Source organism: Pseudoalteromonas caenipelagi, from assembly GCF_013140855.1.
Classification (GTDB): Bacteria; Pseudomonadota; Gammaproteobacteria; order Enterobacterales; family Alteromonadaceae; genus Pseudoalteromonas; species Pseudoalteromonas caenipelagi.
Map to the genome: position 1 here is coordinate 384,496 of NZ_JABBPG010000003.1, position 21,237 is coordinate 405,732.

A 21,237-nucleotide genomic window follows, 5' to 3' on the forward strand; every position below is an offset into this window, starting at 1 on the left:
ATCCAGAGTAATGGTGATCGGGAAAGGTTAATTTTTTAAATGGACAGTTACGTACACAAAGGCTGCTATAAATATTTAACTTCCAATTTGTGCCCAAAACCTTTAGCCTTAAGCCCACAAAAGTGATAATTACGTAAATGAATGGAGTAGTATTATGGCGGAGCAACAAGTGCAGCCTTTACACAACGAAAAACATGCCAACACTAAAGTACAAAATGGCATTAACGTTGATTTCTTAAAATCACAGCACTTAATTCCAGTAGTAGCACATGAGTTTGCTCGTGTAGCAACAGAATTCCCAATGGCATTCGTAAAGAACAATGAAACAGGTCAGTTCCAAGCTGTCGCTATGTTTGGCTTAGAGCCAGGTGAAAACCTATTTGTTCAAGATGGTAAGTGGACTGCAGGTTTTGCACCTTTGGCTGTGACTCGTTACCCATTTGGTCTTGTTAAGCACCCTGAAGAAGACCAGTTTGGTATTGTGATTGATGAAGCAAGCCCGTTGGTAGGTGAAGAAGAAGGTAACGCGTTATTTGAAGACGGCAAAGAGACTGAATATCTTACACGTCGTAAAGAAGCGCTGGTTAACTTCATTGAGTTTTCACGTGTAACTGAAGCGTTCACAAAGCATTTAGCAGACAAAGAGCTACTTGTTCAGCAAACACTGACTGTTGAAATCAAGGGCGAGAAAAAAGACATCAACGGCATCTATCTTGTTGATGAGCGCAAGCTTAATGAGCTGAGCGATGAAGATTATCTAGAACTACGTAAACGTGGTTACCTAGCGCCAATCTTTGCTTTCTTAACGTCAACGCACCAAGTTGCACGTTTAGCACGCTTAAAAGCACAACGTGCTGAAGCTTAATAGCAGCGATACAAAATAATTTAAAAAAGGCACCCTAGGGTGCCTTTTTTATTGCCGTAGTGTTTAGTCGCGTTTTTGTTGCAAGTTGTTATATTGGGAAGCATGGTGGTACTTTAAGGGGAGAAAAGAATGAAAAACAAATATCCGTTGCTATCTACCTTGGGGTTATGTGTTGTCATTTCAAATAGTGTTGTAGCGCAGACCAAGGCAGTCGCCAAGCCTATCGCCAAGCCAGTCGCAATTGCCATTCATGGCGGTGCGGGAACCATAGATAAAAGTCGTTTTAGTGAAGAACAAGAAGCGGCATATCGGGCAAAGTTAAAAGAAGCGGTAGAAGCAGGTTATGCTGTTTTAGCATCTGGTGGTGAGAGTTTGGATGCTGTAACTACTGCGATAAATGTACTCGAAGACTCACCATTTTTTAATGCTGGTAAAGGTGCTGTTTATACCTATGATGAAGAGCATGAGCTTGATGCTTCAATTATGGATGGTCGAGACCGACAAGCAGGCGCTATAGCAGGTGTAAAGCATATTAAAAACCCAATCAATCTTGCCAGAAAAGTGATGACAGACTCTGTACACGTGTTGCTCAGTGGTGAGGGGGCGGAAGATTTTGCAAAACGCCAAGGGTTCGATTTAATTGATAACCATTATTTTGATACACCACATCGCTTTGAAGCATTAAAAGAGGCAAAGCAAAAGTTAGATGCAAAAAAAGCTGGCACAAAGTCATATCAAGCGGCGCATCAAACATTACCTAGCCAATATAAAATGGGTACAGTGGGGGCTGTGGCTTTGGATCAAAATGGCAATCTAGCGGCGGGCACTTCAACCGGAGGTATGACCGCAAAGCGTTTTGGCAGAATTGGCGACTCACCGGTAATTGGGGCGGGGACGTTTGCTGACAACCGTTCATGTGCTGTTTCAGCAACAGGTCATGGTGAATTTTTCATTCGCTATAGCGTTGCCAGTGATATTTGTGCGCGAGTACAGTACCAAAATAAATCAATTACTCAGGCTGGTAACGAAGTGATACATGATGTTCTTGCGCCCATTGGTGGTACTGGTGGAGTGATCATTGTTGATACAAAAGGGAATATTAGTATGCCTTTTAATACTAAAGGCATGTATAGGGCGAGTAAATCTAGCCGCCAAGAAAGTTATGTAGGAATCTTTAAAAACGATTGAAAAAACAGGCAATTCCATACACGCCAGCTATAGTTAAATTGCTGGCGTTTTTTATATGGAGCAAAGAATTATGCAATCGATTAAAGTCGCTGATTACTTAAATCATCGCCCTGTTACCTTTACTGTTGAAATGCGTATCGAGTCTGCGGTAGAAAAACTATTACAAAGCGCACAATCGGGTGGGCCTGTTGTTGATAGCAATAAGCGAGTCGTAGGTTTTTTATCTGAGCAAGACTGTTTAAGAAAAATGTTAGAAGCTACTTATCAAAACGAATCACACAGTGTAGTGGGTGACGTTATGAGTGCCAATCCTGTATGTGTCAGCCCAAATGACAGTATTGTGCAAATAGCAGATAAAATGACGGTTAATAAACCTAAGGTGTACCCCGTTGTGGATGACGAAGGCTGTTTAATGGGGGTGATAAGTCGAGCTAATGTCCTTTTGGCCATTGATAAACATTTGCATGATGCTTATACATCTGGCCATAGGTACGTTTAACACAAAAATGCGCAGAGATATTCTGCGTTAGAGCATAGGCTCAGTGAACGGTTTTTGATACACTACGCGCTCTTAAATTTTACGTTAAATAGGTAATGTGTAGTGAGTGTAGGACCACTGTTTGCTGAGCTAAATTCTTGTTTGAAAAAAGACCAGTTTATTCTTAAAAAGCGTTTGCATGGCGCAAATAAAATTGCAGATGCAAACAAACAAGGTAAGGTGGTTGCCACAATCAAAGCGGCAATAGAAAAAAGCCAAGCACTTAAAGTACAACGTACCGAACACTTACCTAAGGTTTCTTACCCTGAGCAATTGCCCGTCAGCCAAAAAAAAGATGACATAAAAAAGGCTATCGAAAACCATCAGGTCGTTATTGTCGCGGGGGAAACCGGCTCAGGTAAAACCACTCAGTTACCTAAAATTTGCTTGGAGTTGGGTCGAGGTGTAGATGGCTACATCGGTCATACTCAGCCAAGAAGGCTTGCCGCGCGCAGCGTGGCAAACCGAATCGCAGAAGAGCTAAACAGCGAGCTTGGCCAGCAAGTCGGTTTTAAAATTCGTTTTAGCGACCAAGTGTCTGACAATACCTACGTAAAGTTGATGACTGATGGTATTTTACTTGCTGAAATTCAGCAAGATAGGTATTTAAATCAGTATGACACCATTATTATTGATGAGGCGCACGAGCGCAGCCTAAACATTGATTTTATTCTTGGCTACCTTAAAAACCTGTTACCCAAGCGCCCTGATCTAAAAGTGATCATTACCTCGGCTACCATTGACCCTGAGCGTTTTTCAAAACACTTTAATAATGCGCCAATCATTGAGGTGTCAGGTCGTACTTATCCTGTAGAAGTCAGATACAGGCCAGTTTTGGATACAGCCAGTAATGACAGCGAGGCGCAAAGCGATCAACTGCAAGGTATTTTCGATGCAGTCGATGAGTTGTGTGCTGAAGGCCCTGGCGACATTCTGATTTTTATGAATGGCGAGCGGGAAATTCGTGATACGGCAGAAGCACTAGAAAAGCGTAACCTAAAAGGCGTTGAAGTTTTACCTTTGTATGCGCGCTTATCTAATGCCGAACAAAACCGTATTTTTGCCCCACATAGTCAACGGCGCATTGTATTATCAACAAATGTGGCTGAAACATCTTTAACAGTGCCAGGTATTCGTTATGTCATAGACCCTGGTACGGCCCGAATCAGTCGTTATAGTTACCGTACGAAAGTACAACGCTTGCCTATCGAGCCAGTCTCTCAAGCCAGCGCCAACCAACGTAAGGGGCGATGTGGTCGTGTAGAGGCGGGGATTTGTATTCGCTTGTATTCAGAAGATGACTTTTTATCTCGCCCTGAATTTACCGATCCAGAAATACTCAGAACTAACCTCGCTTCGGTTATTTTACAAATGCTAGGTCTGGGGCTGGGAGATATCAGCGAGTTTCCGTTTGTACAAGCACCTGACAGCCGTAACATTAATGATGGTATTGCCCTATTAGAAGAGCTTGAGGCGGTACATCCAAGTAAGCGACGTCACAGCACTAAATTAACGCAATCGGGTCGCACCTTAAGCCGTTTACCTATTGACCCGCGTTTAGCAAAAATGGTCTTTACCGCTGATAAGCTAGGTGCGCTTCGAGAAGTGATCGTGATAGTGGCAGCTTTGTCAATTCAAGATCCAAGAGAGCGTCCACAAGAAAAACGTGGCGCAGCAGATGAAAAACACGCCCGATTTGAGCACCCAGATTCAGATTTTGTGGCGTTTTTGAACTTATGGTATTACATCGAACAACAACAGCAAGAATTGTCGCGCGCACAGTTTAGAAAGTTATGCCAAAAGGACTTTTTGGCGTATATGCGTATTCGTGAATGGCAAGACATTGTTTATCAGCTGAGCACCATCTGCGGGGAAATGAATATGCAATTGAGTGACAATCAAGCGAACCTAGATAATGTTCATCAGGCGTTACTTAGCGGCATGTTAAGCCACATTGGTGCTAAAGATGAAAAACAACATTATAAGGGCGCTCGTAATAGCCAATTTCATATTTTCCCGGGTTCTAGCCTGTTCAAAAAGAGCCCGAAATGGTTGATGTCAGCAGAGCTGGTTGAAACCAGTAAACTCTATGCGCGTATCAATGCCAAAATTGATGTGAATTGGATTGCACCTTTGGCTCAACATGTGGTTAAGCGCAGTTTTAGTGAACCTCATTGGGAGAAAAAGCCCGGCTGTATCATTGCTTTTGAACAGCAAACTTTGTTTGGACTCATTATTGTTGCGCGTAAGCGAACTGTTTATAGCCAAATAGAGCCTAAACTATGTCGTGAGTTATTCATAAAAGAGGCGTTGATTGCGCAGCAATTAGGGCAAAATGAAAGCTTTTTACAACATAACCAAGCGCTAATAGACGACATACATGTGCTTGAGCAAAAAGCACGTCGTCGCGATATTTTGGTTGATGAACAAACGTTGTTTGAATTTTATGAGCAGCGCATACCGCAAGATGTTTGCACGCGTGCAGGTTTTAATCACTGGTGGAAAAAGCAAAAACAGACCGATAAACGCTTTTTGCATATGAGCAAAGAGTTTTTGATGCAGCACGACGCACAACAAATCACCGAATTTGATTATCCAGATGTATGGCAGCAAGGGAATTTAATGTTGCCGCTAGAATATCACTTTGAACCTGGGCAAGCCATAGATGGGGTGTTAGTGAACATTCCCTTAGCACTATTAAATCAGGTTGATCAGCAAGGCTTTGATTGGCATGTTCCCGCATTTCGCCATGAGTTGATCTGTGGTTTGATTAAAAGCTTACCCAAAAACCTACGCCGTAACTTTGTGCCAGCACCGAATTATGCAGATGCGGTATTAGCATCGATTGAACCGATGCAGGGGGCTTTACTTGAAGTCTTAGCTAATCGTCTATTGCGTATGACTGGCGTGAAAGTGGACGTTGAAGATTGGGATTTAAGTGCGCTTGATCCCCATCTAAAAATTCAGTTTCAAGTCATAGGCGATGACAATCAGGTTATTGCTCATGGTTTTGAATTACAAACGCTCAAAGATAAGTTACAAGGTAGGGTATCAGACACGTTGTCTCAAGTTGCTGAAAAAGGAATAGAGCGTACTGATTTAACGCAATGGGAATTTGGTCAACTGCCAACAGAGTACACTAAAAAACAAGGAAACTACGAAATCAAAGCGTTTCCTGCACTTGTTGATAAAAAGTCTTCTGCGGCGATAGAGTTATTCGACAACCCAGTTAAGGCCATGGCTGCGCATCAAAAGGGCTTGCGTCGTTTAGTTCTCTTAAACGTGCCGTCACCAATAAAATACTTACAACAACATTTACCGAATAAAGCCAAGTTGGGCTTGTATTTTAACCCGTTTGGTAAAGTACAAGATTTGATCGACGACTGTATTGCGGCAGGCGTTGATTTATTGCTCGCCAATAACGACATTCGTGATGAGCAAGCGTTTGAGCAAGCAAAAGAGCGCATTCGTGGTGAACTAGGTGACACCGTTGTGCGTATTGCTACTGGGGTTGAACAAGTGCTGAGTATTGCGCATGCAATTAACAAACGCATGAAGGGAAGGGTAGACTTGACCATGATAACGGCCCACGGCGATATTAAATCTCAACTTGAGTCGCTTATTTTTAAAGGCTTTGTAAGTGGCCATGGTGCCGCAAAACTGCCAGACTTGTTGCGCTATATGAAAGCGATAGAAAAACGCTTAGAAAAGCTCCCAGTAGACCCAAATAGAGATAGGCTATGTGTGTTAGAGCTAGAAAAAGTCGCTGAAGCTTATCAAAAAGTGATTGGCCGTATTCCAAAAGGGCATCCTTTACCTGATAATGTAGCGGATATTTTTTGGATGCAGCAAGAGCTGCGCGTATCACTCTTTGCACAAACACTTGGCACGCCATATCCCATATCAGCTAAACGGGTAATGAATGCTTTGAAGGAATGTGAATAATTGCTTTTATTAACTTGCAATTTACTCCAAGCCAATTACCTTATTAATAGGAACTATTTTTGGATTTTGAAAAGGAAGTGACATCAACTATGTCCACTCAAGAACAAAGGAATAACACGCCACATGTGTTGGTGGTAGATGATGAATATTTTAACTATGAAATGCTCAGTATGGCTTTGTCTGATGCGTTTACGCTAAGTTATGCCGATTCGGGTAAGAGTTGTTTATCCAATGCGATAGCGCACAAGCCCGACGCCATTTTACTAGATGTATGTATGCCAGGGCTTGATGGGTATGACACATGTCGTATGTTAAAAAACACACCGGAAACCAAAGATATTCCCGTTGTAATGGTGTCAGGTTTAGAATCAAAGCAAGAACAACAAGCCGGTTATGAGGCGGGTTGTGATGCCTACGTGATAAAACCATTCACCATTCAGTCCTTATTAGAACAACTAAAATCAATGGTTTAAGGGGGAAGTATGTTGCACGAAGACAAACGGCGGTTTATGCGCATGATGGTCAATACAAAAGCCAGATTGACGATATTAGAGTCGGGTATAACATTTGAAGGTAAATGTCATGATTTGAGTGCAACAGGCTTGTCGATAGAAGTAACGGAACCCGTTGAAGCAAATACGCTGATAGAAGTACATATTAACTCTACCAGTGCAGCTATACCGCCTTTAAATGCGCATGCCAATGTGGTGCGCTGCTCACAAGAGCAAGATGGTCAGTACATACTAGGGCTTGAAATAAAGCAGTTTAATTAAATGCTTTTATGCTTCGCGTAGCCCTTGAGCGCTATGCGAAGCGCTATCTAAACAGTACTGTGCGAAAGGTCTAAATGTTAATCGCGTTTATTTTGTTCACCTGCTTTAGCAAGCAGATGAAGAATCAACTTTCTACCAAGCATTACAAACTTCCTTCCATCACTAGAGATAAGTAAAAAGACGCTGCTATTCGATTGTGGAGCAAACACTTATTCGCTGCCTAACCCGTCTAAATCTCTGCCATGTCAATAAACGGCCCTAGTTCAGGTGTTGTTGAAATATGCCATAGCCGTAGTTCAGTACATCATATAAAGCCGTTGTGTGATGAAAGTAAAAGGGCTAACCGACTCACTCTTGGTTTGGTTGCTATAGACTTCAGGGCCGTCAGTAATTGAGTTACGCTATAACCACCTTTCATAGCATCACCATCATTCTTGTGGCATTGATTGCTAGGGTAATTTGGCAAATCAGAACGGTGGCTCAGTAGCGTATCTATTAACCAGCTTATCAGGGGAAAGTTGTTACAGAATGGATTATTCAGCATCAATTACGCATGAAAAGTTAAGCTTAGTTATAATAAAAGCAGACTAGGTACAAGTACGTACCTAGTAACGCTCAATTACTTAGTAAACCTTACAAATAAGCCCTTTTAGGTAAAAACCTTCTGGATAGTTACCAGAGATAGGGTGATCTGCGGCTTGATTTAAGCGCTCCAGAATTAACTCCTCTTTATGATGGTGTGTATATATTGTTAGTGCTTGTTACTTAATTAAACAATTAACAATATGTCATGCTACTCTTTGCTTTAGATATTTAATTAAATTGCTGTATTGCAATCGATGAGAGGGCTTAATGAAAAATTATATATTAGCCTGTATTACGGTATGTGCTTTTTTTGTATGCGGCGTTTTGATTGGTATGTATGGCGGCATTTATTATGGTCAAGCATCTCTTTACAGTGAGAGCTTTAGCAATGCGGCTAACGTGCTCATGATAAAGAAGAAGTTAGATAGTGGAGAGATTAGCGAAGCAAAAGCTATCGCTAAGCGTGCGATCCAGTCAAACATTGATCTGATGTCATTCTTAGTTGAGAACCGTGCAGGTTTATCTCCTAGGCAGCAAAGTGAACTAGACCATTTACTAAGTGAAATTGAGCGAAATTCTAGTAATTAATTAGGACTGAAATTGGAAAGGAATCAAGATGAGTAAATACGTGCATATATTAATCATGTTTTGTTTATTTAGTTGTGGTGTTAGGGCTGGTAATAAGGCTATACCTTGCTTGGAGTGTACTTATGTAAGCTAAAAGTGTGGCTATTTCCCAAGCTCGAAAAGATAAAGAAACGTTTTATTTCGAACAACGTTACTTTACCTATGATCCAATAACATTAACACATCGCACTTTTTTGGTTCAGATAGAGTATGATTGAGAGCTTAGTGTTATTTTTGAACAAAATAATCTAGTAGTATCAAAGCAAGATTATATCGACGCTATGCGAGCATATCGAAGTGTAATAGATGAGTTTTATAATCATGCCCTAAGTGTCAAGCCAGTGGAGCAGAATGTTCAGTTGTTTGGTTACTACTCAAAGCCAAACTCTTCAAAGGATATGACACTCAATATAAATGAATATCTATTTAAATAGTACAAGGAAATATGATTTATGATGTTCCTCACGCCTCATATGATTGGATGAAGCAAGGAGCAAATTGGTTCGAAGTTAATCAAACGTTAACTCAAATGTTTCAGTTAAATCTGGCTTCTCAATTGTTTACGGCCGGTCTTAAGCAAGCGTTTTCGGAGTTAGTTATGGGTTGCCACTGCAATATTCGATAAAGCTTGAAAATGGCGATACGATGACTTGGTTTATGGACTGTTTTAGTTGCTCAATTGTGTTTTTACCGCTTCATGAAACAGCAAAAGATGCTCAGGGTAATAGAATTGGTGGTATTTCAAAGACAAAGGGTAATAGTGGAGTAGACAACCCGAGCTACGAGGCGTTTTATAATAGATTAGAGCAACAATCTATGGCGTTGAGACAGATTTGTACGAAGGTATATACTAATTCTGGTGGAGGTGATGTTCCTCAGTTTGTTTGTTAGCTCGTATTTCTTTAAATACTAGTGTTATCTGCTAGTCGGGCCTAAGTTAATTTGGCCCGACTAAACTGAATTGGTCTGGTGGAAAATAACTCAATCTAAAAGTATGGGAAGTTTTCCATGTGCTTAACGTACTAGTAAACCTTACAAATAAGCCCTTTTAGGTAAAAACCTTCTGGATAGTTACCAGAGATAGGGTGATCTGCGGCTTGATTTAAGCGCTCCATGATCAACAAATCTTTACCTGCATCAAGGGCGGCATCGGCAACCACTTTTTGAAATAAGTTTTGCTCCATCAGTCCTGAACACGAGAAGGTGAGTAGGGTACCACCGGGTCTTAAAATTTGCATGGCTATCATATTGATGTCTTTGTAACCACGACAAGCGCCATTAAGCTGCGCTTTGCTTTCTGCAAACTTAGGTGGGTCCATCACTATTGTGTCGAACAACTTGCCTTCATCACGATATTGGCGCAGTAGTTTAAACACGTCTTGTTTAACAAACTCGACTTTTGATAGGTCAAGGTTATTGTGTTCAACGTTACGCTTTGCTGTATCTAAAGCAGGTTGCGAAACATCTACGTTGATGACTTTTTCACAACCACCACGCAGTGCATACAATCCAAATGTACCCGTGTAGCAAAAGCAGTTTAAAACTTCTTTGCCTTTTACAAAACGCTCAAGAGCTGCGCGACTGTCTCTTTGATCGAGATAAAAGCCAGTTTTATGGCCATTGATAATATCTACTTCGAGTTTTAGGCCGTTCTCTTGTATGACAACAGGCTCGCTCGGTGCGTCACCCCATAATGCGCCGGTGGTTTTTTCAAGACCTTCTTTTTTACGCACATCAACGTCAGAGCGCTCGTAAATATGGCAATCAGGAAACAGCTCACGCAATGCCATTAGTAGGTCGCCTTTGTGGCGCTCGGCACCTGCACTGAGTAACTGACATACTAGGTAATTATCAAATTTATCAATGGTAATACCGGGTAGGCCGTCTGACTCTGCTGCGCTTAAGCGATAGCCTGTTAATCCACCTTCTTCAATTACTTGCTGACGAGCATCTAGAGCTCGACGTAAGCGTTTGACAAAAAACTGGGTATCAATTTGCTCTTCTTTATCAAAACTCCATACTCTTGCGCGAATTTGAGAGTCGGGGCTATACGCGGCAGTTGCTAAATACTGACCATCGTGGCTATATACAGTTACTGTGTCGCCTAAGGCAGGTTTGCCCTTTATTTTTTTTATTGCTTTAGAGAAAATCCATGGGTGCTTACGTTTTAGAGACTTTTCTCGACCGGGCTGTAAATACAGGGCACAAGACATAAAAATTCCTTACAAAATTGAATGCTTGCCATTTTAGTGAAGGCCATGCCAACATACAATCGAAACAAAGGAATAATATGGTTAAGATGCTTGGTAGTAACTACTTACATTAAGTAATCTTTTGATAGTAACCTAAATAATGCGCTCCACTACCGAGTTTGCAAAATGATAAGAGAAAGTGATGCAACATATTGAACAGGCATGTAAGAATTTTATGGTCAACAGCGTATTTGCTGATACCGCACATGACCTTACCCATATTGAAAGAGTAGTGAAAACAGCAAAAGAGCTGGCACAGAAAGAGCAAGCAGACTTGGCAGTTGTTATACCAGCTGCATGGTTGCATGATTGTGTGGCCGTCGCAAAAAATCATCCTGATCGGGCGCGAGCGTCAAAATTGGCTGCTGATAAAGCTATTATATTCTTAAAATCAATTCACTATGACAAGTCTAAACTTGATGCTATTCATCATGCCATTGTTGCCCATAGTTTTAGCGCTAATGTCGCACCACAGACGCTGGAAGCTAAGATTGTTCAAGATGCAGATAGAATGGATGCACTTGGCGCAATAGGTGTGAGTCGTTGTATGAAAGTAGGCGGGGCAATTGCTAGGCATTTATATCATCCCGATGACCCTTTTTGCGAAAGTCGTGAAGCGGATGATATGCGATATACGCTTGATCACTTTTTTATCAAGCTGTTACATATTGCACAGCACATGCATACTGAATCTGCTAAACAAGAAGCGCGTAAGCGAACAGACTTTATGCATACCTTTTTAGAGCAACTTAAGCAAGAAATTGCATAGTAAACTCAGTGTTATCGAGTCATACGTTTTACAAATACGACGACGAACAGTGCTAATGAGAAGCTGCCAGTAAAAGCCTCGATGGCGGCGATAAATCGAGATACGCCAATTGGGGTGATGTCGCCATATCCCAATGTGGTAAATGTGACAACGCTGAAATAAAAACTGTTAAGTAATGCACTGATATTCTCGCCTAAAGAATTTGCGCTATCGAGTTGTAAAATTTGCTCCTCGTAGGTGACGCCAAATAGAAAGTACAATATGGCGCACACGATAATCATAGTTAAGCTAAAGCGAATAACATTTTCGGGTTTTTCACCATAACCACATAGTAAGTTAATAAAGCTGGAGACTAACCTGCGCTGAGAGTTTTTTGGGTATTGTTGGTGGCGCATACGCAGTTCTTGATAGGTATACTTGCCCGCCATTTCAAACAGCCCCTGCTGCTCAGCACCTTTGCGCAGTGAGCGGTATATTTCCTCTGATTGCAAGAATAAATCGTTTGCGTCATCTATGCGTTTTTCTTTCAACGCAACTGAAGCTTGTTGTTCTTGCAAGAGCTTATCACCAAGATATAAGTTATCAATTCGGGTATTATCTAACTTGATACCAAGTAGATTTGCCTTTTCTAAGTGACAGCAGTGTAAGTTAGCTTCTCTGAGATCGGCTTTCATTAAAGACGCTTCACTAAAGGTATTATTAAATAAATGCGCGCCTTTTAAGTTGGCTCGATAAAAGTTGCTATATGAAAGGTCATAGCCATTATGATCACCAAATTTAACTAGATTCAGCCCCTCTAGGTTCGCTCGCTTAAGTTCTAGACCTTGTAATAAGCCACCTCGCTTGGCGTAGCGTTCTAGTTTATGTGTTAACTCTAAACCACTTTTGTCGAACTTTGCATCATGCCAAAAACATAGCCCAGAACCCATATCAATTTCTTGGCATTGGTGGCCATCGGGTGATTTATATTGACAACATGGTTTATCACTCATAGATACCTGATCCTTTTGCCGATTTATTTTATTAGATTAGCAGCTAATTTGCGCGGTAGAATGGATGCAATGAAATTTTTTTAAAATCAAGATGTTTGAATACCAACTAAAACTTAGCAAAAAACGAAAAACGATTGCCCTAAAAGTGACCGATAACGGCGTGTTAGTATATGCCCCCCAAGGCGCTTGCATTAAGGGAGTAGAGCGTTGGCTTGAAACAAAAACGCTCTGGGTTGCAAAGCAGCAGCAACGGCTCGCAAAGAGCGTACAGCAACAAATACCTTGGAATAGCGGTAAATTACTTGTTTTTGGCAATGAATACGCATTTACGTGTGACCGTGTTCTGCCCTCACATATTGATCATTTACAACAAAAAGTCGTTGTGCATATAACAGCAAAGTCGAGTACTAAGTCAATTCGCTTAGCGTTAGTAAAGTTGTTAGCAGCTGAGCTTGAGCAATATATAGATAGTCGCTTACACACTCTAAGTGTACAAATGAACTCGCCAGTTGAAAGTGTTAAATTTAGGGAATATAAAAGTCGCTGGGGAAGTTGTTCGAGCCATTATGCACTCACATTTAATGTGTTACTTGCAGGAGCTCCTAAACGAATGATTGATTATGTAATGGTTCATGAATTGGCTCATTGCCACGTAATGGCTCACAATCGTGCGTTTTGGTCGTTGGTTGCAATGTACGACAGTAACTACAAAGAAGCGGTTAGCTGGTTTAAAACTAATGGTAAGCAGTTATTTATTGCGAAAGACTAAAAAATGGTGGAGGGGGCTGGATTCGAACCAGCGAAGGCAGTGCCGTCAGATTTACAGTCTGATCCCTTTGGCCGCTCGGGAACCCCTCCGCAATGGGAGTATACAATTTGGTGGAGGGGGCTGGATTCGAACCAGCGAAGGCAGTGCCGTCAGATTTACAGTCTGATCCCTTTGGCCGCTCGGGAACCCCTCCAAATTGTATTTGTGTTGTTTGTGGTGGAGGGGGCTGGATTCGAACCAGCGAAGGCAGTGCCGTCAGATTTACAGTCTGATCCCTTTGGCCGCTCGGGAACCCCTCCTAAACAACGGCGCTGATAATAACAAAGTTTCTTATTAAGTAAAGAAAACTGCTAAAGAAATTTTAAAAAATGCCGATAAAAGCATAGATTCGTAATTAATTGGTGAAACTCTATGCAACTTGATGCAGTCTTGACCAGAGAAGATCAGCTCGGTAGTGCTTTGTCAGTCAGTGTGGCTGAACATCGCAGAGCCGATTTTGCTATGCTGTTGGCGATGCTTTCTCAAGACGCATTAGATTTTAGTCAATTTCACTTACCTGAAGCTCAGGATAGCGAAGCCGATTTATCAGAGCAGGCATTAAAAAAGGAATTACAAATAGGTCCGCAGCGTGCATTGGCACCAGAACAATTTGATATGCTGATAGGGCAAGATAATGCAAAGATACTTGCACAAAGCACTTTAGCGTCGCTGAAATTACAAGACTACTTAAACCCAGAACCTCTAGTGATTCGTGATGACAAAACCCATATCCCATTAGTTGTTGTAGACAACTGTGATATCGCGGTAAGAAAGCGCCTAGAAGCGATTAAAGAAGGGCATGCAAAGGATGAAAAACCCGCCATGAATGCAGCGGGGTTTTATGATCAAATCGCAACTGGTCAAATGCAAAGTGCTTTGCAGCTAAGTGCTTAAGCTCAATGACTATGGCATTTTTTATACTTTTTCCCGCTACCACATGGGCACTCGTCGTTTCTACCCACTTTAACTTCTGGCGTTGAATAAATCGTACCATTTGCATATTTCCAACGATCCGACTCTTTTACAAATAAAGACTTTTCATGTAACAAGCACACTTTGTTATCTGCAATATAGGATGCCTTAAATTCTACGTAGCTGCCGTCGGGGGTATCGCCAGTATCAATTATTTCTAACTTAATAAATTGTGCTAGGTCGGCAAACGCCAAAATATCTTCAACGCTGTGATTATGTTGCTCACTTTGAACGTAAGTTGCTCTTATATATTCAGCATTTTTGACGCAATAGGCGCTGTAGCGCGAACGCATTAGTTGTTCTGCGGTAGTTGGCTGCTTTGAGCCTGTAATAAAAGGCTCGCAGCATTCATTAAATGGGGCATTATTAGGGCAGTAGCACATAGCTTTGTACAAAATTAAGAAATCAGTGCGGGTATTGTACATGCTTCTTGATTGGTAGCCTTAGAAAAGCAGTAAATTTCTGTACTTGAATTAGGCAAGCTCATTGTTTTTAGCTCACTCGGTAAGAGAATATCAGTCCAAGTGATCACCGCCGCAAAGTTGCCATTATTTAGGGCTGACGTTAGCACATAATTAAGATCTACAATGTGCTTTTTTCTGATAACTAACAGCTTGCTAGCATCAATAGAGCAACTATCCATCATTGCTTTATTGGGAATATTGTCTGGCGCAATCAACAACGTCCAACCCTTCTTTTGATTGCATTGATGAATAATTTTCAACAACTCTAAGCTGGCACATATGTCATCGGCTGTGTGAACTAAGTGTTGGTTAGTAACTGAAGCCTGTGGTAACTCAGACGATATTCTTAAAACTGAACTTGCGTGTAACATAATCAACTCACTGGTATTATATACAGTATTTGTATACAGTAGTTTATACAGTAATTAGATGCAAGAAAAAGTTGTTAGTTTTTTATACAAATTTGCACGAACGGGCACACTGCACCCTCATAACATTAATATGCATTTGAAATATAAAACTTTAAATTTTAAGGTTTGATAAATGTGAGCTGATGAATTTGTTCGTATAATGTAGCCGCGTAGCAATGCGCATCTTTAATACGTTTGGTTGAAAGGTGAGGCTTAAGCTGCTCTATCATTGCATCTGCGGCTTCCATTCCTTGGCTTTGCGCAAGCGTGAGCCAGGCCATCGCATGGAATGGGCTTTGTGGAACGCCTTGACCTTTTACAAATAGAAGGCCTAGGTAGAACTGCGCTTTATTATTGCCAGACATTGCCGCCATTCTGAACCATTTAGCAGCAAGAGGATAAGCCTGCTCTTTAAGATAATATAGGCCTTTTTTAAATGCGGCTTGTGGGTCGTTGTCTTCAGGTAGCTGTGCATCGCTATTTATTGGCGCAGTGACAAAGTCAAGCACATTAAGTAGTTGTTGTTCTAAATCTTGGCTGGCCGAATTTTCAAACTGTTCTCGTTCCATAGTCTAACCGCAATTATAAACCTATTAGAAAGTGTAGCTGAATTCTAACGAAATTGTCCGAATAAACCAGTGATTTATGTTAAAATCCAAGCACTTGTTTCCAATTTTATACAATCCTTATGTTAGAACGCATTTTTGCCATTCGCCAGCAAGGCTCTACGATTAAAACCGAAGTACTGGCAGGTTTTACTACCTTTGTTACTATGGTGTATATCATTTTTGTAAATCCCCTGATGTTAGCCCAAGCTGGCATGGATATGGGAGCAGCCTTTGTTGCAACGTGTATAGCGGCAGCAATAGGGTGTTTTATTATGGGGTTTTGGGCTAATTATCCGCTGGCACTAGCTCCGGGAATGGGACTGAACGCATTTTTCACTTATGGTGTTGTGTTGGGAATGGGGCATTCTTGGCAATCAGCATTAGGTGCGGTGTTCTTATCAGGGTGTTTGTTTTTTATTTTGAGTATTTTTAAGATCAGAGAATGGGTAATTCAAGCTATACCTCTGGTGTTAAAACAGGCAATTGCCACGGGGATAGGGGCGTTTCTCGCATTAATTGCACTTAAAAATGCAGGGATCATAGTTGCCAGTCCAGCTACGTTGGTACAACTTGGTGACATTACTCAAGCGGGGCCACTGTTGGCTATTTTCAGCTTCTTTATCATTGCGGCGTTAATGTTTCGCGACATAAAAAGTGGTGTGCTGATCAGCATTTTGGTTGTAACTGGGGCTGCTTGGGGCTTGGACTTAATAACCTATCAGGGGCTTGTATCGGCACCGCCCAGCATCTTACCAACACTTATGGAGCTCGATATCGCCAGTGCGTTGGAGGTGTCAATGTTGAGTGTTGTATTCGCATTTTTATTTGTTGACCTATTTGATACTTCAGGCACTTTGGTGGCTGTAACGCAAAAAGCTGGGTTGGCAGATGCTCATGGAAAAATGCCAAGATTAGGCCGCGCATTATCGGCAGATAGCACAGCAACAATTGCAGGCTCTATGCTCGGCACGTCGACGACAACATCTTACATTGAGTCTGTATCTGGTGTGTCGGTGGGGGGGAAAACCGGTTTAACGGCAGTGGTTGTTGGAATATGCTTTTTGCTCATGATATTTTTTGCGCCTTTAGCCAAAATGGTACCGGCTTATGCAACTGCTGGTGCGATATTATACGTAGCAGTATTAATGTTGCAGAACCTTAAGCTGGTTAATTGGGATGATATGAGCGATGCAATTCCTGTTAGTGTGGTGTTGTTGATGACGCCGCTGACATTTTCAATTGCACACGGTATTGCACTTGGTTTTATCGCCTATACAACGGTAAAGGTAGTGTGTAATAAAGCGCATGAAGTATCTGTGAGTGTATGGTTATTAACAGGTTTGTTTGTGCTTAAGTTTGCATTTGAATAAAAACATTAAGTGGAGAAGTGGTATAATTACCACTTCTTTTTTGGTGCAAATAATACATCCAAATCGTCTTGTTCTTGCTCTTTTTTCTTCTTTACCGCTGAGGCATTGGAAGCTTTTAGCTCAGTGCTAATTTCTTCTAAATAGGCTTGTACCTGCGCTTTCTTTTCGGCTACATATTCGTCAGTGTATGTAACTGCATTAAGTGTAGCGAACGCTTTTTCAAAATATTGACGAGCAGAGCCAACCATGTTGGCAGCACGTGCGGATACACCACGCTTAATTTGGCTTTCAACATTGATGCGCAGCTGGAGTTTTTCTAGCCTGCGATCTTCTGCGACAAAAAGCTGTGTATCTACTTTTCCTTTTGAGTGTTCAGAGCGAATAACATGTCGTAGGCGCTTGATCCCTTGTACTAACGCGATAAGTTGCTTGTCAGCATCGGGCAAGCTCAATGTGTCTGCTTGAGATTCAGGGTCAAGCTGCGAGTTTAATCTTTCTTTCGCTTCATTAAGGCGGTTTTTTAGTTCTTTATTGGAGGGGGATAATTCAACCATAATGCACAGCGCATCATACACTCGACGCTGCAAAACGCGCAGTATCAATTCAGACATCGGGATATTACAGCTATTTACAATGATGTCTTCGGACTCTTCAATGATTTTTTTCTGCTTGGCGAGCTCTTTTCTACGTTCTGCTTCTTGCTTCTCTCTGTGTTGCTGAACTGCACTGACCCACACAGCGATAACGATCAATGCAACAATCAACATAATAATGATAGAAACAAACATAAATGACTTCTCTTAGACCACGACTCAAAAGATGAATTTTTATCTTACATCAATTAATTGCATTCTGAACAGTTTTCCGTTCATATGGGTGAAATTTTTTTAAAAAATCACCATTTATCATTATAGACCAAAGAAAATAGTTTTACGTGTTGCACAATCATCTTACTTGAGAGCTATCTCGTGAGAAGTAAGTATGCTAGCCTAAGATAGATTGGCTTTATCCCTAGCTGGAACTTGTAGCGCGCCGTGATCATTGCCTTGTAAAAACTAATAAGAAAAATAAGCTATGAAATTACAACAACTTAGATATATCGTAGAAGTTTTAAATCACAACTTAAATGTGTCAGCGACAGCTGAAAGCCTATATACATCTCAACCTGGCATATCCAAGCAAGTAAGAATGCTTGAAGATGAATTAGGCGTACAAATTTTTGGCCGCAGTGGTAAACACCTTACCCATGTTACTAATGCTGGTAATGAAATCATTAATATTGCGCGTGAAATTCTATCTAAAGTAGAAGGGATCAAAGCGGTTGCCAATGAACATACCTTACCCGATCAAGGTAAACTCAATATTGCCACAACACATACTCAGGCTCGTTACGCACTACCAGAGGTAATTCAGGGCTTTATGAAAAAATACCCAGCGGTGTCTTTGCATATGCATCAAGGCACACCGCAACAAATATCGGATGCAGCGGCTCGTGGTGACGCAGATTTTGCAATTGCAACTGAAGCACTTCATTTGTATTCGGATCTGGTAATGCTACCGTGCTATCACTGGAATCGCAGTATTGTGGTAGCCAGAGATCATCCCTTAGCTCAAAAAGCGCACAACCTCACTGTGCAAGATATTGCTAAGTATCCGTTGATCACCTATGTATTTGGTTTTACTGGCCGCTCTGAGCTTGATAAAGCATTTAATGCACATGGCCTTGAACCGCATATTGTGTTTACTGCCACTGACGCAGATGTAATTAAAACCTACGTTCGTTTAGGTTTAGGTGTTGGGGTGCTAGCGTCAATGGCGATAGATAAAGTTACAGATCAAGATCTTGTTTGTATTGATGCTAGCCACTTATTTGAAGCCAGTACAACCAAGATAGGCTTCAGAAAAGGTAGCTTTTTACGCGGTTACATGTACGACTTTATTGAGAGATTTGCACCTCACTTGAGTAAAGATCTTGTTGAAAAAGCAAGCTTATTGCGCAATCAAGATGATGTGGATGCGTTATTTGCAGATATTACATTACCTATCAAGTAGTTGTTGCTTGTAAAAAGTCGCTTATTGATGAGGATAAGCGACCAAATAAGCATATGAAATACGATGGTGTATACAATACTGATATGCCATCACTCCCGCCAAGTTTGCTCACCTTTAACTCTCCGCTGTAATTATATTCATTTAATTATCATGAATTAAGCTATGCAAATGCTTGTGCTGTAATGTGCTGTAATGGCAGATTTTGAAATTTCATCTAACGTTTACATGGTGTGTTTTGTTGGGTATATAAAATGGCAGGGATACCGCAGGCAAGTGCCTGTTTTTCGCTCAATCATATTTTCTTTGATGGATTACTGGATAAGCTATCGGAGCTGTCGTTTTGCAGTGCTTATGCAAGTCACCAATATCCTGCCAATGATTTTGATAGTATTGTTTTTTATGGAAAAATCTATTGCCAATTTGAGCCTCTTATAGAGGTTGTTGATGCTATGGTGGTACGAGAGGGTAAAATTGAGCTCCTTGGTAGCGTGCAAGACGCTAACGACTATATAGCTAAATATGATCTAAAAGTGCGGGTTCAGTATTTAGACGAGCGTCAATCAATTTGCCCAGGCTTTGTTGAGCCAAGTATTCATTTAGTGATGAGCGCAGTGCTACAACAATGGAACCATTTAGGCCCATTTGGGTTTGATTGCAGTTGGCAAAAAATAATGCCTAATTATAGCGTCAGCTATATTGCACGCGCCATACAGTATTTAGACAAAGGGCTAGATCCTCACTATTGGTTACTAGGTTATGGCTTATATAGTGGTTTGCTAGGCTATAGCAGTAATGAAAACCGACGCGAAGTTTATGCTCTGATTAAGCAACTAAATGTACAAAGGCCCATTGCAATACTCGATGCAAGCAGTGCCATAGCTTACGTGAACGATGCCACTTTAGATTTAGTTTATGACTACTTATTAAGCAGTGGCGCATGTCCATTTTCTTGTAAAACAGCGCTAAAAGAGAGGGTGGATAATCAATATGGCTTGCAAGACGAGCAATTGTTATGGCTTGTTGGAGCGCTGCCAACATCGCAACTACAAAGCTATTTAGATAACATATTTAGCAATATCGATAAAATAATAGATACGGCCATAAGGCAGGGGATAACCCATCTAGGTGTGATTGATACGCACCCTTTTGCCCGTAAAGTGTTATCAGAATACCAGCGGGCAGTACGAAATATAAACTTGATTGAACCAAAAAATAGTTGGCTACGAGAGATCAATAGCCTTACATGTTTAAACCAAGAGTCGAGCATGACCTCACACGCACCCGAACGTTCACTCGTTATCAATATTGGCGATGTTGGCTACTGTGGTTATGAGTGGGTACAGAGCTATCATGGTCAGTCTTTATTACAACCCTGCCAGCAACTTATTAGTGAAGGTTACAATGTTTGTTTGCAATCGGGGTTTCCTGCACAACCAATCAATCCAATGCGCGCGGCAGAGCAAGCCAGTACTAGAGTGATGGAATACGCGCCGGGCTGTTATACACGACATGAGCGAGTGCTTCTACCTGAGCAATGTTTATCTAAATCGCAATCGCTGCATGCCATCACTCATGCGGGGGCAATGCACTTAGGAGTTGAGGCAGGGCGCTTAGAGGTTGGCAACCAAGCCAACTTTGTACACTTGTCTGACGACCCGTTAGATACCAATAATAGCCTAAGAGATGTTGCCGTAATCAACTGCTACAGTAACGCAGTTTCTTAAAAACAAAATTTATAAATCAATCAGTTCATATGAACGGTCGGGTGTACGAAAAGATGTGGTTCATTTAATGGTTGGTTGAGCTGTGTGACCAACCGATGGACAAACTCACTTTTGGACAGAAATGCTTTAGTGTCAGTACTAAAAGTGATCTATTTGGTATAAGTTACGCTTGGGCGATCTCTTATCAGGTGGCCAAAAAGTATTGACCACTGCACTCCCATCAAATTAATGGATTGAGTAAGCTATCAGATATTTACAAAATGAACTTTCTACTTCTAGATATTTATGTAACTCT

At 41.3% G+C, this 21,237-nt stretch carries 20 protein-coding genes and 3 tRNA genes; 14 read left to right on the top strand and 9 right to left on the bottom strand.

The features are described from left to right. Positions 1-154 precede the first annotated feature (154 nt). The 8 genes from HG263_RS10150 to HG263_RS22175 all read left to right on the top strand — a co-directional run bounded on the left by HG263_RS10150 (position 155) and on the right by HG263_RS22175 (position 9,412). Complete coding sequence (locus HG263_RS10150; RefSeq protein WP_171625965.1) at positions 155-865, top strand: SapC family protein; 711 nt, start codon at positions 155-157, stop codon at positions 863-865. A gap of 129 nt (positions 866-994) precedes the next feature. After that, positions 995-2,053: an isoaspartyl peptidase/L-asparaginase family protein gene (locus tag HG263_RS10155; RefSeq protein ID WP_171625966.1), complete on the top strand. Its 1,059-nt coding sequence runs from the start codon at positions 995-997 to the stop codon at positions 2,051-2,053. Between the two features lie 70 nt (positions 2,054-2,123). Continuing rightward, positions 2,124-2,552, top strand: a complete 429-nt coding sequence (locus HG263_RS10160; RefSeq protein WP_171625967.1) for a CBS domain-containing protein — start codon at positions 2,124-2,126, stop codon at positions 2,550-2,552. 102 nt (positions 2,553-2,654) lie between these two features. After that, complete coding sequence (hrpA, locus tag HG263_RS10165; RefSeq protein WP_171625968.1) at positions 2,655-6,536, top strand: ATP-dependent RNA helicase HrpA; 3,882 nt, start codon at positions 2,655-2,657, stop codon at positions 6,534-6,536. 89 nt (positions 6,537-6,625) lie between these two features. Further along, entirely contained in the window at positions 6,626-7,009 is a 384-nt protein-coding gene (locus tag HG263_RS10170) for a response regulator (protein WP_171626103.1), read from the top strand. 9 nt (positions 7,010-7,018) lie between these two features. Beyond that, positions 7,019-7,309, top strand: a complete 291-nt coding sequence (locus HG263_RS10175) for a PilZ domain-containing protein (RefSeq protein ID WP_171625969.1) — start codon at positions 7,019-7,021, stop codon at positions 7,307-7,309. An 852-nt stretch (positions 7,310-8,161) separates the two neighbouring features. Further along, positions 8,162-8,482, top strand: coding sequence for a hypothetical protein (locus tag HG263_RS10180; RefSeq protein ID WP_171625970.1), 321 nt, complete (start codon positions 8,162-8,164; stop codon positions 8,480-8,482). 684 nt (positions 8,483-9,166) lie between these two features. After that, on the top strand, positions 9,167-9,412 hold the full coding sequence (locus tag HG263_RS22175) for a hypothetical protein (RefSeq protein WP_216628409.1): 246 nt from the start codon (positions 9,167-9,169) through the stop codon (positions 9,410-9,412). Between the two features lie 131 nt (positions 9,413-9,543). Here the strand turns inward: HG263_RS22175 and HG263_RS10185 are convergent, their stop codons facing one another. Further along, positions 9,544-10,734 (bottom strand): class I SAM-dependent methyltransferase, encoded by a 1,191-nt coding sequence (locus tag HG263_RS10185; RefSeq protein WP_171625971.1) that lies wholly within the window; start codon positions 10,732-10,734, stop codon positions 9,544-9,546. A gap of 181 nt (positions 10,735-10,915) precedes the next feature. Here HG263_RS10185 and HG263_RS10190 point away from each other — a divergent pair, with 181 nt between their 5' ends. Further along, the gene (locus HG263_RS10190) at positions 10,916-11,542 is read left to right on the top strand and encodes an HD domain-containing protein (protein WP_171625972.1); all 627 of its coding nucleotides are present in this window, start codon (positions 10,916-10,918) and stop codon (positions 11,540-11,542) included. A gap of 11 nt (positions 11,543-11,553) precedes the next feature. Here the strand turns inward: HG263_RS10190 and HG263_RS10195 are convergent, their stop codons facing one another. After that, entirely contained in the window at positions 11,554-12,534 is a 981-nt protein-coding gene (locus HG263_RS10195; RefSeq protein ID WP_171625973.1) for an ion channel, read from the bottom strand. A gap of 91 nt (positions 12,535-12,625) precedes the next feature. Here HG263_RS10195 and HG263_RS10200 point away from each other — a divergent pair, with 91 nt between their 5' ends. Continuing rightward, positions 12,626-13,303 (top strand): M48 family metallopeptidase, encoded by a 678-nt coding sequence (locus HG263_RS10200; protein WP_171625974.1) that lies wholly within the window; start codon positions 12,626-12,628, stop codon positions 13,301-13,303. Between the two features lie 4 nt (positions 13,304-13,307). Here HG263_RS10200 and HG263_RS10205 read toward each other — a convergent pair. The 3 genes from HG263_RS10205 to HG263_RS10215 all read right to left on the bottom strand — a co-directional run bounded on the left by HG263_RS10205 (position 13,308) and on the right by HG263_RS10215 (position 13,602). Beyond that, positions 13,308-13,392: transfer RNA gene (locus tag HG263_RS10205), tRNA-Tyr, on the bottom strand. Between the two features lie 19 nt (positions 13,393-13,411). Next, a tRNA-Tyr gene (locus HG263_RS10210) sits at positions 13,412-13,496 on the bottom strand. Positions 13,497-13,517: 21 nt separating this feature from the next. Next, positions 13,518-13,602 (bottom strand) — tRNA-Tyr (locus HG263_RS10215). A 112-nt stretch (positions 13,603-13,714) separates the two neighbouring features. On the opposite strand from HG263_RS10215, the gene HG263_RS10220 reads away from it, so the two are divergent. Further along, positions 13,715-14,236 carry a VC2046/SO_2500 family protein gene (locus HG263_RS10220; RefSeq protein WP_171625975.1) on the top strand — a complete coding sequence of 174 codons (522 nt, stop codon included), beginning with the start codon at positions 13,715-13,717 and terminating at the stop codon, positions 14,234-14,236. Between the two features lie 2 nt (positions 14,237-14,238). On the opposite strand, the gene HG263_RS10225 is transcribed toward HG263_RS10220, so the two are convergent. From HG263_RS10225 to HG263_RS10235, 3 genes are all read right to left on the bottom strand, one after another. Then, complete coding sequence (locus HG263_RS10225) at positions 14,239-14,739, bottom strand: YchJ family protein (RefSeq protein WP_246239932.1); 501 nt, start codon at positions 14,737-14,739, stop codon at positions 14,239-14,241. Further along, entirely contained in the window at positions 14,712-15,149 is a 438-nt protein-coding gene (locus tag HG263_RS10230; RefSeq protein ID WP_171625976.1) for a SulA-like leucine-rich domain-containing protein, read from the bottom strand. Before HG263_RS10230 ends, HG263_RS10225 begins: the two co-directional genes overlap by 28 nt. 158 nt (positions 15,150-15,307) lie before the next feature. Next, a complete protein-coding gene (locus tag HG263_RS10235; RefSeq protein WP_171625977.1) occupies positions 15,308-15,757 on the bottom strand; it encodes a tetratricopeptide repeat protein in 450 nt (149 codons plus the stop codon). 119 nt (positions 15,758-15,876) lie between these two features. On the opposite strand from HG263_RS10235, the gene HG263_RS10240 reads away from it, so the two are divergent. Beyond that, positions 15,877-17,166, top strand: a complete 1,290-nt coding sequence (locus tag HG263_RS10240; RefSeq protein ID WP_171625978.1) for an NCS2 family permease — start codon at positions 15,877-15,879, stop codon at positions 17,164-17,166. 26 nt (positions 17,167-17,192) lie between these two features. Here HG263_RS10240 and HG263_RS10245 read toward each other — a convergent pair whose 3' ends face one another. Then, the gene (locus HG263_RS10245) at positions 17,193-17,954 is read right to left on the bottom strand and encodes a hypothetical protein (protein WP_171625979.1); all 762 of its coding nucleotides are present in this window, start codon (positions 17,952-17,954) and stop codon (positions 17,193-17,195) included. A gap of 286 nt (positions 17,955-18,240) precedes the next feature. Between HG263_RS10245 and cysB the strand changes: the two genes are divergently transcribed. Both cysB and HG263_RS10255 read left to right on the top strand, forming a co-directional pair. Beyond that, a complete protein-coding gene (cysB, locus tag HG263_RS10250; RefSeq protein WP_171625980.1) occupies positions 18,241-19,218 on the top strand; it encodes an HTH-type transcriptional regulator CysB in 978 nt (325 codons plus the stop codon). A gap of 251 nt (positions 19,219-19,469) precedes the next feature. After that, positions 19,470-20,942 (top strand): amidohydrolase family protein, encoded by a 1,473-nt coding sequence (locus tag HG263_RS10255; RefSeq protein ID WP_171625981.1) that lies wholly within the window; start codon positions 19,470-19,472, stop codon positions 20,940-20,942. Positions 20,943-21,237: the final 295 nt, after the last annotated feature.

Excerpts from the sequence above, each read along its gene's own strand:
- HG263_RS10150 (WP_171625965.1), top strand. The coding sequence starts at position 155 with ATGGCGGAGCAACAAGTGCAGCCTTTACACAACGAAAAACATGCCAAC.
- HG263_RS10155 (WP_171625966.1), top strand. The coding sequence starts at position 995 with ATGAAAAACAAATATCCGTTGCTATCTACCTTGGGGTTATGTGTTGTC.
- HG263_RS10160 (WP_171625967.1), top strand. The coding sequence starts at position 2,124 with ATGCAATCGATTAAAGTCGCTGATTACTTAAATCATCGCCCTGTTACC.
- HG263_RS10170 (WP_171626103.1), top strand. The coding sequence starts at position 6,626 with ATGTCCACTCAAGAACAAAGGAATAACACGCCACATGTGTTGGTGGTA.
- HG263_RS10175 (WP_171625969.1), top strand. The coding sequence starts at position 7,019 with ATGTTGCACGAAGACAAACGGCGGTTTATGCGCATGATGGTCAATACA.
- HG263_RS10180 (WP_171625970.1), top strand. The coding sequence starts at position 8,162 with ATGAAAAATTATATATTAGCCTGTATTACGGTATGTGCTTTTTTTGTA.
- HG263_RS22175 (WP_216628409.1), top strand. The coding sequence starts at position 9,167 with ATGACTTGGTTTATGGACTGTTTTAGTTGCTCAATTGTGTTTTTACCG.
- HG263_RS10185 (WP_171625971.1), bottom strand. The coding sequence starts at position 10,734 with ATGTCTTGTGCCCTGTATTTACAGCCCGGTCGAGAAAAGTCTCTAAAA.
- HG263_RS10190 (WP_171625972.1), top strand. The coding sequence starts at position 10,916 with ATGCAACATATTGAACAGGCATGTAAGAATTTTATGGTCAACAGCGTA.
- HG263_RS10195 (WP_171625973.1), bottom strand. The coding sequence starts at position 12,534 with ATGAGTGATAAACCATGTTGTCAATATAAATCACCCGATGGCCACCAA.
- HG263_RS10200 (WP_171625974.1), top strand. The coding sequence starts at position 12,626 with ATGTTTGAATACCAACTAAAACTTAGCAAAAAACGAAAAACGATTGCC.
- HG263_RS10220 (WP_171625975.1), top strand. The coding sequence starts at position 13,715 with ATGCAACTTGATGCAGTCTTGACCAGAGAAGATCAGCTCGGTAGTGCT.
- HG263_RS10225 (WP_246239932.1), bottom strand. The coding sequence starts at position 14,739 with ATGTACAATACCCGCACTGATTTCTTAATTTTGTACAAAGCTATGTGC.
- HG263_RS10230 (WP_171625976.1), bottom strand. The coding sequence starts at position 15,149 with ATGTTACACGCAAGTTCAGTTTTAAGAATATCGTCTGAGTTACCACAG.
- HG263_RS10235 (WP_171625977.1), bottom strand. The coding sequence starts at position 15,757 with ATGGAACGAGAACAGTTTGAAAATTCGGCCAGCCAAGATTTAGAACAA.
- HG263_RS10240 (WP_171625978.1), top strand. The coding sequence starts at position 15,877 with ATGTTAGAACGCATTTTTGCCATTCGCCAGCAAGGCTCTACGATTAAA.
- HG263_RS10245 (WP_171625979.1), bottom strand. The coding sequence starts at position 17,954 with ATGTTTGTTTCTATCATTATTATGTTGATTGTTGCATTGATCGTTATC.
- cysB (WP_171625980.1), top strand. The coding sequence starts at position 18,241 with ATGAAATTACAACAACTTAGATATATCGTAGAAGTTTTAAATCACAAC.
- HG263_RS10255 (WP_171625981.1), top strand. The coding sequence starts at position 19,470 with ATGGCAGGGATACCGCAGGCAAGTGCCTGTTTTTCGCTCAATCATATT.